The sequence below is a fragment of the Bacillus sp. V2I10 genome, assembly GCF_030817055.1.
In the GTDB taxonomy this organism is placed as follows: Bacteria; Bacillota; Bacilli; order Bacillales; family Bacillaceae; genus Bacillus_P.
Genome location: NZ_JAUSYV010000002.1, coordinates 47,522 through 62,708, shown reverse-complemented (window position 1 = coordinate 62,708; position 15,187 = coordinate 47,522). Strand labels below are relative to the sequence as shown.

Annotated in this window: 10 protein-coding genes and 2 pseudogenes; 9 read left to right on the top strand and 3 right to left on the bottom strand. The window is 40.2% G+C overall.

What is annotated here, in order from left to right; all coding sequences use genetic code 11:
* Positions 1-120: 120 nt before the first annotated feature.
* A pseudogene (locus QFZ72_RS27605) lies at positions 121-1,202 on the top strand (flavin monoamine oxidase family protein); the annotation flags it as partial.
* A 551-nt stretch (positions 1,203-1,753) separates the two neighbouring features.
* Here QFZ72_RS27605 and QFZ72_RS27600 read toward each other — a convergent pair.
* The gene (locus tag QFZ72_RS27600; protein ID WP_307440179.1) at positions 1,754-2,662 is read right to left on the bottom strand and encodes a LysR family transcriptional regulator; all 909 of its coding nucleotides are present in this window, start codon (positions 2,660-2,662) and stop codon (positions 1,754-1,756) included.
* A gap of 353 nt (positions 2,663-3,015) precedes the next feature.
* Between QFZ72_RS27600 and QFZ72_RS27595 the strand changes: the two genes are divergently transcribed.
* The 7 genes from QFZ72_RS27595 (at position 3,016) to QFZ72_RS27565 (ending at position 10,973) form a co-directional block, all read left to right on the top strand.
* On the top strand, positions 3,016-4,050 hold the full coding sequence (locus QFZ72_RS27595; protein WP_307440177.1) for a metallophosphoesterase family protein: 1,035 nt from the start codon (positions 3,016-3,018) through the stop codon (positions 4,048-4,050).
* On the top strand, positions 4,047-4,604 hold the full coding sequence (locus tag QFZ72_RS27590; RefSeq protein ID WP_307440175.1) for a hypothetical protein: 558 nt from the start codon (positions 4,047-4,049) through the stop codon (positions 4,602-4,604). Before QFZ72_RS27595 ends, QFZ72_RS27590 begins: the two co-directional genes overlap by 4 nt.
* A gap of 13 nt (positions 4,605-4,617) precedes the next feature.
* Positions 4,618-4,989: a hypothetical protein gene (locus QFZ72_RS27585; RefSeq protein WP_307440173.1), complete on the top strand. Its 372-nt coding sequence runs from the start codon at positions 4,618-4,620 to the stop codon at positions 4,987-4,989.
* 15 nt (positions 4,990-5,004) lie between these two features.
* Positions 5,005-6,375, top strand: a complete 1,371-nt coding sequence (locus tag QFZ72_RS27580; RefSeq protein ID WP_307440171.1) for a hypothetical protein — start codon at positions 5,005-5,007, stop codon at positions 6,373-6,375.
* A 9-nt stretch (positions 6,376-6,384) separates the two neighbouring features.
* Positions 6,385-6,720 carry a hypothetical protein gene (locus tag QFZ72_RS27575; RefSeq protein WP_307440169.1) on the top strand — a complete coding sequence of 112 codons (336 nt, stop codon included), beginning with the start codon at positions 6,385-6,387 and terminating at the stop codon, positions 6,718-6,720.
* A gap of 424 nt (positions 6,721-7,144) precedes the next feature.
* A complete protein-coding gene (locus QFZ72_RS27570; protein WP_307440166.1) occupies positions 7,145-8,506 on the top strand; it encodes a S8 family serine peptidase in 1,362 nt (453 codons plus the stop codon).
* 127 nt (positions 8,507-8,633) lie between these two features.
* Positions 8,634-10,973, top strand: a complete 2,340-nt coding sequence (locus QFZ72_RS27565) for a beta-glucosidase family protein (RefSeq protein WP_307440163.1) — start codon at positions 8,634-8,636, stop codon at positions 10,971-10,973.
* A gap of 231 nt (positions 10,974-11,204) precedes the next feature.
* On the opposite strand, the pseudogene QFZ72_RS27560 reads toward QFZ72_RS27565, so the two are convergent.
* Both QFZ72_RS27560 and QFZ72_RS27555 read right to left on the bottom strand, forming a co-directional pair.
* A pseudogene (locus tag QFZ72_RS27560) lies at positions 11,205-11,312 on the bottom strand (IS6 family transposase); the annotation flags it as partial.
* 656 nt (positions 11,313-11,968) lie between these two features.
* Positions 11,969-12,595, bottom strand: coding sequence for a LysR family transcriptional regulator (locus QFZ72_RS27555; RefSeq protein WP_307440161.1), 627 nt, complete (start codon positions 12,593-12,595; stop codon positions 11,969-11,971).
* 570 nt (positions 12,596-13,165) lie between these two features.
* Between QFZ72_RS27555 and QFZ72_RS27550 the strand changes: the two genes are divergently transcribed.
* The gene (locus QFZ72_RS27550) at positions 13,166-15,049 is read left to right on the top strand and encodes an alkaline phosphatase D family protein (protein WP_307440648.1); all 1,884 of its coding nucleotides are present in this window, start codon (positions 13,166-13,168) and stop codon (positions 15,047-15,049) included.
* The last annotated feature ends 138 nt before the right edge of the window (positions 15,050-15,187 follow it).

The following is a 15,187-nucleotide window of genomic DNA, read 5'->3' as shown; positions in this document are numbered from 1 at the left end:
TTCAAAGCACACTCCGTCTAAGTTGGAGTGTGCTCTTTCAGTTCTCCATATTTTAAAGGGAAATGTAAAATGATATTGCAAAGATAGGATTTTTGAATTGGAATCCCCTTTTATAAACAGAACCCTGGCTATCCGGTTGCTCCACATGAAAGAGGTAAAACGGCTGCAGAGTTGCTTACATTAGCAACAAAACCGGTTACAGATTTTATCAACCAAAACCCGCAGAGAAATTGGCCTATAGTCATAAAAGAATTTGATAAATACTCGATGGATGCTTATTTAAGATATAACGCGCTTGGTGTCACTTTATCTCCGGCTGCCATCGAAATGATTAAAGTACTTCTTTCTCTAGGAGGATTTCCGGAGCTTTCTTTCCTGGAACTATTGCGTGAGGTGATGATTTTATATACCCCTGATGTTCGATTCTATGAGATCCCGGGGTGAAACGACCAACTTCCTAAAGCATTTCTCCCACAATTGAAGGATAACATTATGTTTGGACAAAAAGTGACAAAAATAGTGCAGCATAACAACCAAGTAACGATTGACTCCATCCATACCAAAATCTTGAGACCATTTCAAATCACCGGTGATCTTGCCATCGTGACTATTCCCTTTTCGATTTTGCAATTTATCGAGGTTGAACCACGGAATTCTTTTTCCGAAAACAAATGGCAGGCGATTCGTGACCTTCATTATGTTGGCTCCACTAAAACCGGCATCCAGTTTAAAAGCAGGTTCTGGGAAAGAGAAGGTATGTTTGGGGGAAACACAGCTTCTGACCTGCCTATCACATATAGTCAATATCCGAGCCATGGGGTGGGTACATCGGGGCCGGGTGTCATTTTGGCTAGTTACACATGGGAAGATGATGCGTTACCTTGGGATAGCTTGACCAATGAAAATCGACTGGAATATGCATTGAAAAATTTGGCCACCATCCACGGTGAACAGGTATATCGTGAGTTTGTAACAGGAACGAGCCACAGTTGGATCCGATATCCGTATTCTGGTGGAGCTTTTGCTATGTTTAAACCGGAACAGGTAACAGAACTTTCTCCCTATATCGCATCTCCTGAAGGACGGGTTCACTTTGCTGGTGAACACGCTTCAACCGTTCACGGTTGGATCCAAGGTTTGAATCAGGTATACGGGTTGCTGATGAAGTTAATGACTTACAGAGGACTCTTTTTATCGAGTAGGAAGATTTAACGTAAATTCTTTAGCAGTACGTGCAAATTTTCTGATACCACCAAACAGAAAAAAGCTATTCCTTATGTAATAATTCACAAAAGCCCGGCCTTATTTTTATTGTTTTGAGGTGTTAGAGTTTCTTAGCTTGATGGGCATGCGGCAGGACCCCTATAAGGCGTATGTGGTTTGCCACTCCTGACATACGTCTCCAACCGTAGAGATTGACTTTTTACAGTCAATCTCTTTTTTTATGGATTTCTTTAGAAACTCTCACGACTCAATACGATTTACTTTTAGGGGTTTGGTTTTATTACGAGGTACAAACACTTATCTGATAGTACAAGTATGTTTTTTCACTTATATAAATAAAAAATCAGAATATGCAAAACTATTGGATCAAGAAGTATTAGTATCAGATTGGGAGTCGTAAAAAAGGGGGGCGAATATTACTCGCTCCCTTTTAATTATTAATTGCTCTGATTCCCATTCCACTTGTCTTAAAGAGATTGAGATAATAAGTAGTATGAATTTACAGTCGATTGACGGCTGTGGTTATACCTCAATTTAATTTGGAGATATGTAATTTGAGACATTTTATAAACTCTTTGGCTGCTAAAGAAAAATGTTTTTTCCTTGAGCGTACCCATCCGAAGGATCGAGGGTAGGAGTCGTAATTAATTAAAGGTATTGGGATAATTTCTCCACTTTTTACATAATGATCATCTTTTAGTGCTATATCCATCAAAAAGCTAATCGCCAATCCTTCTGCAACGGCTTTTTTAATAACTTCAGTATTGTTTGAAGAAAATAAAAAATTTACGGGGCCATATCTATTTAAAAATATAGAAATGTAATCTTTCCATCTGCCTCCATCATACATCACTACTGTTTGGTTGATTACCTCCTCAGGAGTTAAATAGTCACTGAATGCCAATGGAGAATGTTTGCTAACACACACCATTATTTTCCCTTCTAATAGTGTTTCGAAAACTAACTCTTCATGAGCTTTCCAATTGATTTCATCAATCATGGCTAATCCAATGTCAATCTTTCCTTGTAAAATATCCTCAATAATATTTGGTGATTTTTTTTCCGTGATTACAATCCGTAAGTTGGGATAGTCTTTTTTTAAGTTTGATAACGTTTTGAGTAAAATTGGCGTGAATAAGCTGGGGCTGGCCGATAGATTTAATTCGCCATTTATTAAGGTTGTTTGCGCTTCCACTTCTTCTTGTATTTCATTAAGTTTGACTACAATTTCATATGCTTTTTTAATGATGTTTTTCCCTTCTACTGTCGGTATGGCCCCTAACCTTGAACGTTTAAACAATTTTATTTGTAGTTCTTCTTCTAAATTGGTAATAGCTTTACTAATTGTAGACTGTGAAACATGAAGATTTTGTGAGGCGATGGAAATAGAACGTGTTTCAGCCACTTTAACAATATATTTTAATTGTTCTAAATGCATAACATTCACTCCTTTATATGACTTTCATTCAAGTATATATGATTTATAGTAGTATTTAATTTGAATGCAATTTACATACAGTTAACATTAAATTAAAAAACAGTGATTATAATGGCTCCTGTATAACAAATAAGGAGGAGTTAGAATTGATGAAATTTAAGATCACTACACCCATTATTTTCTCTTAACTGGCATTCTATTTATAGGTTTTGTAGATAACACTCAAACTAAAACAAAAGAGGATTTGATATAAAAATAATAGATGAAACTTGGTTGAGAATGAATCTAACGATAGTAAAGGTTCTTGAAAATAGAGGCGAAAGTTTTTTGGGAGAATAAAGGAGGGAATCTAGATGGACAACAAACCGTTAAGTCGACGCGGTTTTTTAAAGCAGACAACGAAAATAGCCGGAGCTGGCCTAGCATTAACACTTGTAAACTCGTTAACGACAACAAAATTTCCGGCATTTTATGAAAAGAAAGTGGATGCTGCAACTAACTCATTCCGTTTTGTTGTGTTGGGGGATAGTCGGGGCGAATTACATGGCACGAATGAAATCACACTCCGTTCTTTGATGGACAAAGTTAAGGGGCTATCTGTACAACCCAACTTTGTCATGTTTACTGGGGATCAAGTATTTGGAGGTGTTGATGTCGAGCTTCAGTTAATCGAATGGAAAGACATTGTTAATGATTATTATCCAGATAATATGATTTATCCGGCGTTAGGGAATCATGAGCATGACGAAACGGTCTTCAGCAAAGTCTTTAATTATCTGCCAAATGAACAACTGCCAGGTTATCAACGCAGTGCTTATTATTTTGATTATGGGAATGCTCGTTTTATCGTCATGAACTCAGATCGTAAAAAAACCGCCGTCAATATTCAACATTATCCAGATTATGTAATTACCGATGAGCAACGCAATTGGCTAGAAAATCTACTGGCTACCAGCGATAAAACACATCATTTCGTGATGTTTCATGTTCCAGCTTATCCGATTGGTTCTCACCACGGCAAGTCGCTGGATGCAAATCCAATAGAACGCGATGCAGTTTGGGATGTATTGGATAAATACAATGTGACAGCGGTCATGGTTGGACATGAACATAACTACAACCGCCGTAAGATTGATAGTTCCTTTAATGGTAACGGATATACGTTTAACAACAGTATCCAACAAGTGACGCTGGGTGGAGCAGGTGCACCACTCAACAACACCAACAAGGATTCTCGTAATGTCGAAGTGGGCCCAGCGGCAAAAGAACATTATATGGTGGTAGATGTTGTCGGCGGACAAGCGAACTTCCAAGTGTATGATAAAGAAAATAACGTGATTGATTCGTTTACGGTGAACCGTAGTAAGAAAAAGGTGGGGAACAAGTGAAACTGATGATCCACGTGCGTGATTTGGCGGTTACACAGGGGAGTGTAACCGCACTTCTTTTTCTTATGATCCCTCTCGTTCATCTGTTCAGCGATTCTCCCTATCGATGGGCTGCCACTTTGCATGGACTGGCTTCCGTTATGACGATGATCGCCTCTTTTGTAACCGTACATTTGGCTACCATGCTGGTAAAAGGGAACAATGAGATTCTCTTGCCATTAGCGAAATGGCTCTGGGTGACAAACGGCCTTATCTTGCTTGCGATTATTTTTGGAAATTGGCTGTATATTGGTTACCGTGCACCAGATAGCGTGCAGCAATGGCTGCAGTTTCATGAGCCAGCTATGCACTTTATTGTCATGGAGTTCAAAGAATTTGTCGCTCTCGGTTCATTGCCTTTTGGTGTGATTGGCAGCATTCTGCTTCGTTCTTATCAGCAGATGGAAGAGAAACAATTGGCGGCTTTGATTGCCTTTTTTATCTATGCCTCCTGGTTATGTTTGCTGCTTAGTTTTGTGACAGGATTTGGATTAGCATTGTTAAAATCAGTATAAGGTGGGAAGCCGGGTGAGTCAGGTAAAGCAAGGATTGAGAGGTAGCACATGCGCCATCGTTTTTTCCAGTTGGTGTGCTCTTTATAGTTTAATCGGTCTGCAATGGTGGAGTGTCATTCAACCGCTTGAGGCGAACCGTGTTTTTGCTCAAATGGGAAAATGGGTGCCATATGGTTGGGCGATTGGTCCTTATGCTGGTAAAGAAGTGATCACTCTCATCGTTTGGGTTGTTGCACAAGGAATATTAACGCTCCTGTTAAAGAAACGGACTTTTTCTGTTGCTGTTTTATTACGCAGTTCCATTTATCTCTTTATGGGATTTCTTCTATTGTTATGGCCGCCTTTTTATCACATGCTATGGGGTTGGTTGCCGAATATACCATAAAATGAGGGAAATATGATGAAACGGATTTTTATAAACCAAAGCCAATATCGATTATTGAGCAGTACTCTGTTGTTGATGGGACTGATGTGCCTTTCCCTGTGGGGGTCTAATTTTACCAATATAGGTGCAGGAGAGTACCAAGCACCGCCAGCGAATTATCGTGTAACCTTAGTGAATCAATCGATTGATTCCGTTAGTGATGAATGGATAAGCGAGCGCAAGCAAGCGATTTGGATCGGCCGGATCGGAATGTTGGATCAGATGCCCTCTTCCATCTCACAAACAATGGTATATCCCATTTATGATCAAAAAATCAGTGAACAAGCTTTTGTCAAACGATATCCGCTCTTGCCTGATTCAGTGCCTGGATTTAATAAAACGGCCTATAATACAGAATTTGGTGATTTACGCTTATTTGTATTAAATGGGTCGAGATTGACTGATCAAAAGCAGTGGGAGTGGCTGGAGCGAGAGAGCGAGAAGCAGGATAAAAAGAAGTTTCAGCTTCTTTTTGTTGATGGCAAACTTAATGCGTCAATGTGGGAACGTTTGGAAAAAATGCAGGTGGATGCCGTTTTTATGAAGGATCAACTTTATGTCCAATCAACCAGAGTAAAGGCGGTTTCGACAGATTGGGATGATCGAAAAGATGGTTGGGGAAAATGGCAAGGCACCAATATCCGTTCATTTGAAATAATGGGAAGTGAAGATCATTTATCCATTCAAGCAGAATCGCCGTCAGGAGCTATTATGCAAAAGGTAGTTTTTCATCCTTTATCGGAACAAAATCAAAAGAAAAAGGATCAGCCGCTCGTCACATATGGGAGCGTCTGGCAATATCGGATGGGGGATGAATCGATTCCGATTTCTGTTCCTGCTAATATTGATTTAACAGGTGAACATCCCATTACCGAGCGGGTACACCTGCCTATGTCAGATTGGCGTCATCGGAATTTCATGGCGGACGATTGGAATAAGGGACGCGCTCCAATCGGGAGCAAAGAAGCTTCAACCGTACAGAAATGGGTGCAAACTCCCATCCCTGCCGAAAGGACGTCTTCTGCTTATTTTCGCCAATCCTTTATAGTATCAGAACCAAAGAAATTGCAGGGTCTCCGGCTTCATGTCACCTTTGCGGATGGTTTTGTCGCTTATCTAAATGGCGAAGAAGTAGAAAGAGACGGAATTAAACCAGGATTAACAGTGCCAGAATCACTTGCGGTAACGAATGAGCCTACATTTCAGAGGGAGTATATCATCACCAAACATTTAAACAAATTAGTGTCTGGAACAAATACGTTGACGATTGAAGTGCACAAAAGTCATCCCCATGCCAAAGAAATGATTTTTGATGCAGCACTCATCGCTGAGACGAAAGAGAAGTGAGGTAGTCCGATGGGTAAAATGTGGTGGTTATTTCTTGTTTGCTGTTGCTTGATTACGGGATGCCAGGCTGATGATGCAGAGTTGATCGCTGATGTAGCGCCAACACCCAAACATCTGGTGATTAATAATGGGGATGCATTTGTCTGGGAGCAGGTAACCGTCACGATTGACGAGACATACCAAATAAAAATACCAATGCTTCCACGAGGAAGATCAGGTTACCCTTACGAGCAATTTCGCAATGAACAAGGTGAAGGTTATAAACCTACTCATTTTGGTCCGAAACGGGTTGAAATAACCGTAATGGATACGCGTTCAAAAAAGACAAGAAGGTATATTTGGTAACAAGAAGTTACCTCAACGGTCAGTTTCTTATATTTTTTAGTTTATGAGCGAAGATAAACATGTAAATTGACGTAACAGTTATGCCGTTTTCTTTACTGTTGTGTTATACACTATTAATCTATGATTTTTTAGCAAGAAGAAGGGCTTATTTCCAATTTAAAATCAAAGTGTACTAACTCACTTTTTTGCATTGTTTGTACTATGAAGAAACTGGTTGTTGCCAATAAAATAGCGACATGTCCAATTTTCTTTATATCCTTGTTTATCTTTTTTCTTTTAGATGTCATGCTCTCGGCTTACCCATGAGTATTGCCTTTTTCTTGTCTGAAGTATCGTTTATCAAATTGTTCTTCTGATTAATAGGTGAAATAAGATATTTACTATAACTATAATAGGTAGTCAGAAAATTCAGAGGAGAGGTAAAATGAATAGATTTTTTTCAAGTTTCATAGTTTTAATACTTGTCACTTCCTTGCTGTCTGGTTTTGCAGAATCGAATAAGGCAAACGCTGCAACATTAGAAGTTGACTCGGAATTAAAAAGAGTGCTTAGTTCCATTACTGACTCAACGCTGGTTGAAGCCATTATTACGTATCCACAAATGCCAGACTTTACTGAATTGAATCTTGTAAAAAGCTTTGGAGTACAAACAAAAACGTTTAATAACCTTCCGATGATCGCAGTAAAAGGTTCCAAATTACAACTGCTTTCATTACTGACAGCTAATCTTGGTGCAGAGTCTATTTATTATAATAAAAAGCTGGAATACAAACTGCGGGACAGCAGGGCACTTATTGGTGCAGAAAAAGTATGGAATGATTTTGGGGTGACAGGAAAAGGCGTAACAGTAGCGGTGATTGACTCTGGCATTGATGCTACGCATCCTGATCTTCCATTTGGCGATAAAGTTGTGCAAAACGTTAAGTTTTTGACAGGTTCAAGCATTTTTGAACCGTCTGAAACATTGTACCTTGAAAATGTTGCAAATACTGACACGTCTTCCGGACATGGTACCCACGTAGCAGGAACAATAGCTGGTAACGGTACCGTAAGCGATGGCCTATACAAAGGCATAGCTCCTGATGCAAAACTCGTTGGATTAGGAACAGGGGAAGCGATTTTTGTTGTCTGGGCGCTCGAGGCCTTTGATTATGTTCTTGAGAACCAGACGAAATATGGAATTGATGTGATTAGCAATAGCTGGGGAACGAGCGGAGAATACTCTGCGAAAGATCCGATCAACGTAGCAAGTAAAAAAGCGCATGACGCCGGTATGGTTGTCACATTTGCAGCAGGGAACGAAGGCCCTGACGACAACACGCTTAATCCTTATTCTGCAGCGCCATGGGTAATATCCGTGGCAGCGGGTACGAAGGATAAAAAGTTAGCGGACTTCTCTTCACGCGGCGTAAAGGGGCATACTCTGTTGCATCCTGACATTACCGCACCTGGGGTCGATATTGTAGCGGCAAAATCGAGTACTGGAGTTGTCATGAATACACTTGGCACTACGACGGATGCGACTTACATTGCCCCTGAGCATCTGCCGTTCTACACCACTGCAAGCGGTACGAGCATGGCAACACCTCACATTTCTGGAGTCGTAGCACTTATGCTTCAAGCAAATGATACACTTCAGCCTGACCATGTGCTTCGGTTATTACAATCTACTGCAGATGCAATGACCGGTTATGAATACCATGAAGTAGGGGCTGGTTATGTTAACGCCTATAAAGCTGTAAAAGTTGCAGCTTCTGCAACAAGGAAGAGCGTTAATAAATACTAGTACTAATGAAAGCACACTCGTTACGTTAGGTTAACAGTCTGAAAATGTCACAGAATGCTAATTATATGCTTCTTTGAATAAGTAATTTTTTTGAAGGTTCTGAAAAAACTATATGAGGAGAATAATAATGAGATTATTAAAGCTTTGTAAGGTAATTCTTGTCACAACAACGATCATTACAGTATCTTTACCATTCGCTTCCCAGGGGGTTCTTCCTTCAAAAGTTGAAGCGAATACAGAAGCAGTTGGGCGATGTGGTGATCCGGCACAACGCCCCTGGTGTAACACTTCGCTCTCACCCGACGAACGTGCAGAATTATTGCTCAAAGAACTAACAAAGGAGGAGAAGATTTCATTACTTGCAGGTGATGAAATCTTTGGTGTTGGAGGAGCTGAGGGTAAACATACCGGCACAAGCAATGGTATATCTAGGGTAGGATTGCCTACCATGTATTACGCCGACGGTCCAGTCGGACCACGCCAAGGGAAAGCAACAGCCCTTCCAGCTCCAATGGGATTAGCTGCAACATTCGATCGCCAATTATCATTCTCACATGGTACTGTTGTTGCAAACGAGGTGAAGAATAAAGGGAACGATGTCGTTTTTGCACCAACAGTAAACATTATGCGTACACCACTTGGAGGTCGCACATTTGAAGCTTTTGGAGAAGATCCCTATCTTGTAACCCGTATGGGTGTGAATTGGATAAACGGGGCTCAGTCCGAAGGTGTCATTGCGAACGTAAAGCACTACGCAATGAATAACCAAGAGGGTATTGGTCGACCGGAGGCTCATCGCGGGGGAGTTGTTGGATCACGAATGACTGTTAACGTAAATGCTGATGAGCGAACTCAGCGTGAAATATACTTGCCTCATTTCGAGGCTGCAGTCAAGGAAGCCAACGTTGGTACAGTAATGTGCGCCTATAATAGAGTGGGTGGGCAATACAGCTGTGAAAATAACAGACTACTTAATGATATCCTTAAAAAGGAATGGGGCTTTAAGGGATTTGTTCTTTCAGACTATCTTGCAGCGAAAAATCCTATTGCCTCACTTAAAAATGGTTTAGACTTTGAACCATGGCCAGGAGTCGTATACGGTGAGGAAGCTGTTACTGCTGCAGTCGAAAGTGGCCAAGTCACTATGGCCCAGATAGACGAACACATTTTTAGAATCTTGCGTACCATGTTTGCTTATGGAATGTTTGATCGACCACCATACAAAGATGACGATAGCCAGATAGATAAAAAGGCACATGCACTTACTGCTCAGCAGATCGAAGAGTCTGCAATCACATTGTTGAAAAACGAAAATATACTTCCTCTTGATGATAAAAAGGTCAAGTCGATCGCGATTGTTGGTGCTGTTGCTGATAAGTATAGGAGTGGTGGCGGTTCATCCAATGTCACACCTTTCAGTTATACAACGCCACTCCAAGCGATTACTGAACGGGCGGGTTCAAACATACAGGTCCATTACGATAACGGCAGCGATATCTCCCGTGCTTCAAACGTGGCAAAGGATGCAGATGTAGCCATTGTCTTCGCAACAGATAATATGACCCAAGGCAATGACCGTGCTTGTTTGTCACTGGATTGTCCAGGCGACAAATTATCTTTAACTAGCCAAGATGAAATGATTTCTAAAGTAGCAGAAGCTAACCCAAATACGATTGTTGTATTAGAGACAGGAGGTCCTGTACTTACTCCATGGAGAGATAAAATTAAGGGACTTTTTGAAGCATGGTATCCTGGTCAAGAAGGCGGAACAGCTATCGCACGAGTTCTGTTTGGAGATGTAGATCCGGGTGGACGTTTGCCAGTAACCTTCCCGCAGAAGGAAGCAGATTTGCCGACTGCTGGTGATCTTGAGAAATACCCTGGTGTGGGTGAAGAAGTCTACTACAAAGAGGGCGTATTCGTGGGGTACCGTTGGTTTGATAGTAAGAACATAGAACCGGCTTTTGAGTTCGGTTCAGGAATGTCGTATACTACATTCAGCTACAGTAATCTTCGGATCAAACGAGCCAACAAAGATAGTGGAGCAAAGTTGAACGTCATCGTAAAGGTGACCAATACGGGAAATCGTACCGGTGTGGCAGTTCCGCAATTGTATTTAGGACTTCCTTCGCCGAATCCGTCTGTGCCGCAGCCACCGAAGCAGCTTAAAGGCTTCCAAAAGTTGTCCCTACCACCGGGAGAATCAGCTGAGTTTACGTTACCGCTTGATGATCGTGCCTTCTCCTACTGGGACGTCAACAGCAACGGATGGAGGGTTGCTGATGGAGACTATAAATTGATGGTGGGTAGCTCTTCACGAGACATCTTACTTAACGGTACTATATCGATTCTTAACAATAATATTCAGAAGGCTTCGATAAATTCTTCTTCCAATAGTGAAGAAACATCCGCCTTACCTGAAGACATCGATAGTAGTATTATTGGTTTGATCATCGGCGAACGGTAGTATCACTCACGGTAACGACTCCCTCGTTATTACTTGTTAATCACGAATACTGTAAAGACCGCCTTATCAAACAAAGGCGGTCTATTTACTTGGAAAATCAACAGTAAATGGTAACAGAACTACGGGTTCTGGTGCAAAAAACATTCGTTAGAGACATAGAACCTACATGGCCTGTTAAATGACAGATTATGATGCAATTCCAAACAACTTATGTATGAATCCAACTTCATTTTAGGCAGACTTCACCTGTGGGTGGAGTTGTACTTCTTTCATCATATGCATGGCTTCAACACCACTCAATATAGAATTGGCTGTTTCATACGACTTGAATCCCAACATATGTGCTGGACAGTCTTAAATAGGATATCCAGTTTTTTATAGAAACTATAAACCTGAGCCGTAAAAATAGATTTGTAGATTTGTTTCTAATTGTATTCTTTTTTTGTCAGCTAGACAGCCTTAAGGCTGAGTTTTTTCTCTAGAATGGCCGTACTTTGTCAGAGTTCAAGAGTGCAACGAAAGGTCTTGTTTCCAGTGATGAAAAAGAGGAAAACAAGGAGCAAAAGCCTGAATTGGAACTGTAGAAAAAAAGCAGGATAAATCGGCAGTTAATAGGGAGGATGTAGGGGAGTGATCCGCCTACATCCTTTTTTCACCTTTGCACGCTTATTGAGGAAGAAATATTTACGGAGTATTTATTCGCTATAGTTATTAGTTCTTGACAATTTTTTTAAAAAGTTTTATTGGAAAAACTTTCTAAGAAACCTGGATATGCAGAACTATTGGATTAAGAAGAATTAGAATAAGATTGGGAGTCGTAAAAAGGGGGAATATTACTTGCTCTCTTTTATTATTGATTGGTCGGATCCCCATTTTACTTGTAAAGGGATTGAGATAATAAGTAGTATTAATTTACAGTCGATTGACGGCTGTGGTTATACCTCAATCTAAATTGGAGATACGTAATTTGAGACATTTTACAAACTCCTTGGCTGCTAAAGAAAAATATTTTTTCTTAGAGCGTACCCATTGAGGGTAGGATTCGTAATGATTACCTCCTCAGGAGTTAAATAGTCACTGAATGCCAATAGAGAATGTTTGCTAACACACACCATTATTTTCCCTTCTAATAGTGTTTCGAAAACTAACTCTTCATGAGCTTTCCAATTGATTTCATCAATCATGGCTAATCCAATGTCAATCTTTCCTTGTAAAATATCCTCAATAATATTTGGTGATTTTTTTTCCGTGATTACAATCCGTAAGTTGGGATAGTCTTTTTTTAAGTTTGATAACGTTTTGAGTAAAATTGGCGTGAATAAGCTGGGGCTGGCCGATAGATTTAATTCTCCATTTATTAAGGGTGTTTGCGCTTCCACTTCTTCTTGTATTTCATTAAGTTTGACTACAATTTCATATGCTTTTTTAATGATGTTTTTCCCTTCTACTGTCGGTATGGCCCCTAACCTTGAACGTTTAAACAATTTTATTTGTAGTTCTTCTTCTAAATTGGTAATAGCTTTACTAATTGTAGACTGTGAAACATGAAGATTTTGTGAGGCGATGGAAATAGAACGTGTTTCAGCCACTTTAACAATATATTTTAATTGTTCTAAATGCATAACATTCACTCCTTTATATGACTTTCATTCAAGTATATATGATTTATAGTAGTATTTAATTTGAATGCAATTTACATACAGTTAACATTAAATTAAAAAACAGTGATTATAATGGCTCCTGTATAACAAATAAGGAGGAGTTAGAATTGCGAAATTTAAGATCACTACACCCATTATTTTCTCTTAACTGGAATTCTATTTACAGTTTTTGTAGATAACACTCAAATTACAATAAAAGCGGTTTTGGTATAAAAATAATAGATCCAAACTTGGTTCAGAATGAATCTGACGATAATGAAAGGTTCCTGAAAATAGAGGCCCACGATCGACGGGACATATCAAATGGAACTATCAATGCTTCCACGAGGAAGATCAGGATACTCTTACAAGCAGTTTCTTAATAAGCAAGGTGAAGGTTATAATCCTAGTCGTTTTGGTCCGAAACGGGTTGAAATAACGGTAAAGGATACGCGTTCAAAAAAGACAAGTAGGTATGTTTGGTAACAAGAAGTTACTTAACAATTACAGAGTTATTATTACAAAAAGAATCTCTTAAAGGAGTTGGAGTTAATGAGAAATGAAAATAAAATAGATCAGAGCCGGAGGGTATTTTTAAAATCGATGCTTGCAGGCACTGCTTTTGTTGTTGCCCAGTCTTTGGACGGAGGAATGATTTCCCGCGTTCTGGCTGCAGATTCTAATACGATCAAATCATATGGTCTCCCCGTTTTCCAAGCAAAATATTCAGCCGGGCAAGGGTTCCCGCAATCAGTGGCTTCAGGTGACCCAACCTCGTCCGGTGCCGTTTTGTGGACAAGAGTAGATCCTTCTGTTCAAAGCGGAATGGATGGGAATCAGTTTGATGCCCAACTGGTTCAATGGCTTGATCAATCATCGACCGCACCCAATGAATCTGTACGTACCGCTATTGAAAATGGCCAGTTCATTATGGTGGAGATAGCCCTGGACCGACAGTTTACAGAGCTTCAATTCCGGTGTTACACGCCCATTTGGAATGATTTTGACAATGTAGTAAAAGTGGATGTCGATGGTCATTTACAGTCCGCAACCACTTACTACTATCGTTTTATTACTAAGTCCGGGCATGTCAGCCGTACCGGTAAATTTAAAACAACCGTTCCTTACGGTTCCAGCCTGTCATCATTAAAGTTCGGGTATGTCAGCTGTCAAAGTTACACCAATGGTTACTACCATGCTTACAGTTACATAGCGGATGAAGAGTTGGATTTCGTGGTTCATCTTGGTGACTATGCATACGAATACGCATCAGTCGAAGGCTCCATGACTGACCGTCAAATGAAATTTCCAAGCGGAAAATCGAAAGCTTTTACTCTAGCTGATTATCGTACGATTTATAAAACGATGAAAGCAGATGCAGATCTACAAAAATCGCACGAAAATCACGCGATGATTTCGATCTGGGATGACCATGAGTTCTCCAATGATACCTATTACCCGGCAATGGCTCCGGACGACTCCTCCGACTCTGACCCGGTGCGCCGAAAAATGGCCAATCAAGCTTGGTTTGAATATACGCCAGCCCGTGTTGTATTGGATACGACAAAAGAGTTTGATCAATTTAAGATCTATCGTTCTATTCAATTTGGTAACTTAATGGAATTAATTATGACAGATGAACGCTTATATCGCAGCGGACCACCATGCGGCGACAGCACGTCGGATAAGTTTTTTGCCCAGGGATGTCCTGCGATGAATGAGCCTGGCCGGTCAATGATGGGTGCGGGTTTAAATGATCAAAGAGATTGGTTCCTGGATAAAATCAAATCTTCAAACTGCACATGGAAGATTTGGGCCAACGAAGTCCAATTCACACCGTTAAAACTTTTGTCAAGATATGTGGCTCTGGATACATGGGACGGTTTTCCATGGGAAAGAAATTATATTACGACTGAGCTCAAGAAGGCCGGAGTCAAAAATTTGATTACGATCACCGGGGACTTGCACACTTTTGAAGCAGGATACATTAAATCTGACTACCAGAACGACTCGGATGCAGAGGCTGTTGGGGTCGAATTAATGGTCGGTTCAGTTTCTTCAATAAACTTCAAGGAGGCATTTGAACAGGTGCTTTCACCTGAAACTGAGTCCATATCTCAGTCCAGCCCTATCCCAAATGAATCCATTAAACAGATTTTATCGTATGAGCCTTTTAAAACCCAATTGGCTGCAGGAGCCACTGCTTCTGTCCTTGCCAAATCATTTGAAGAGCTGATCCTTTCTAGTAACCCTTGGCTCAAGCTGTTTAACAGCTCTACTCATGGTTACTCAATCATGGAACTTACACAAACTAAAGCGACTTGGACTGCTTATAGTGTAGAAGATATTAAATCAAAGGATCGTAAAATGAAGTCCTTACTTTTCCTATGTGAAGTCCCAAGGGATGAGGCAAGGCTGGATATTCTAAAAAAATAATAGAAAATGATAAGAGCAGGTTACGGTGCAAATATGATCGGTTGATAACGTAGGAACATAATATCCATTTTATTTGTGACTTATGAATTTTTGTATGAATTCAAAATGATAGATTTAAATTTTAAGAGGGAGTTGAAT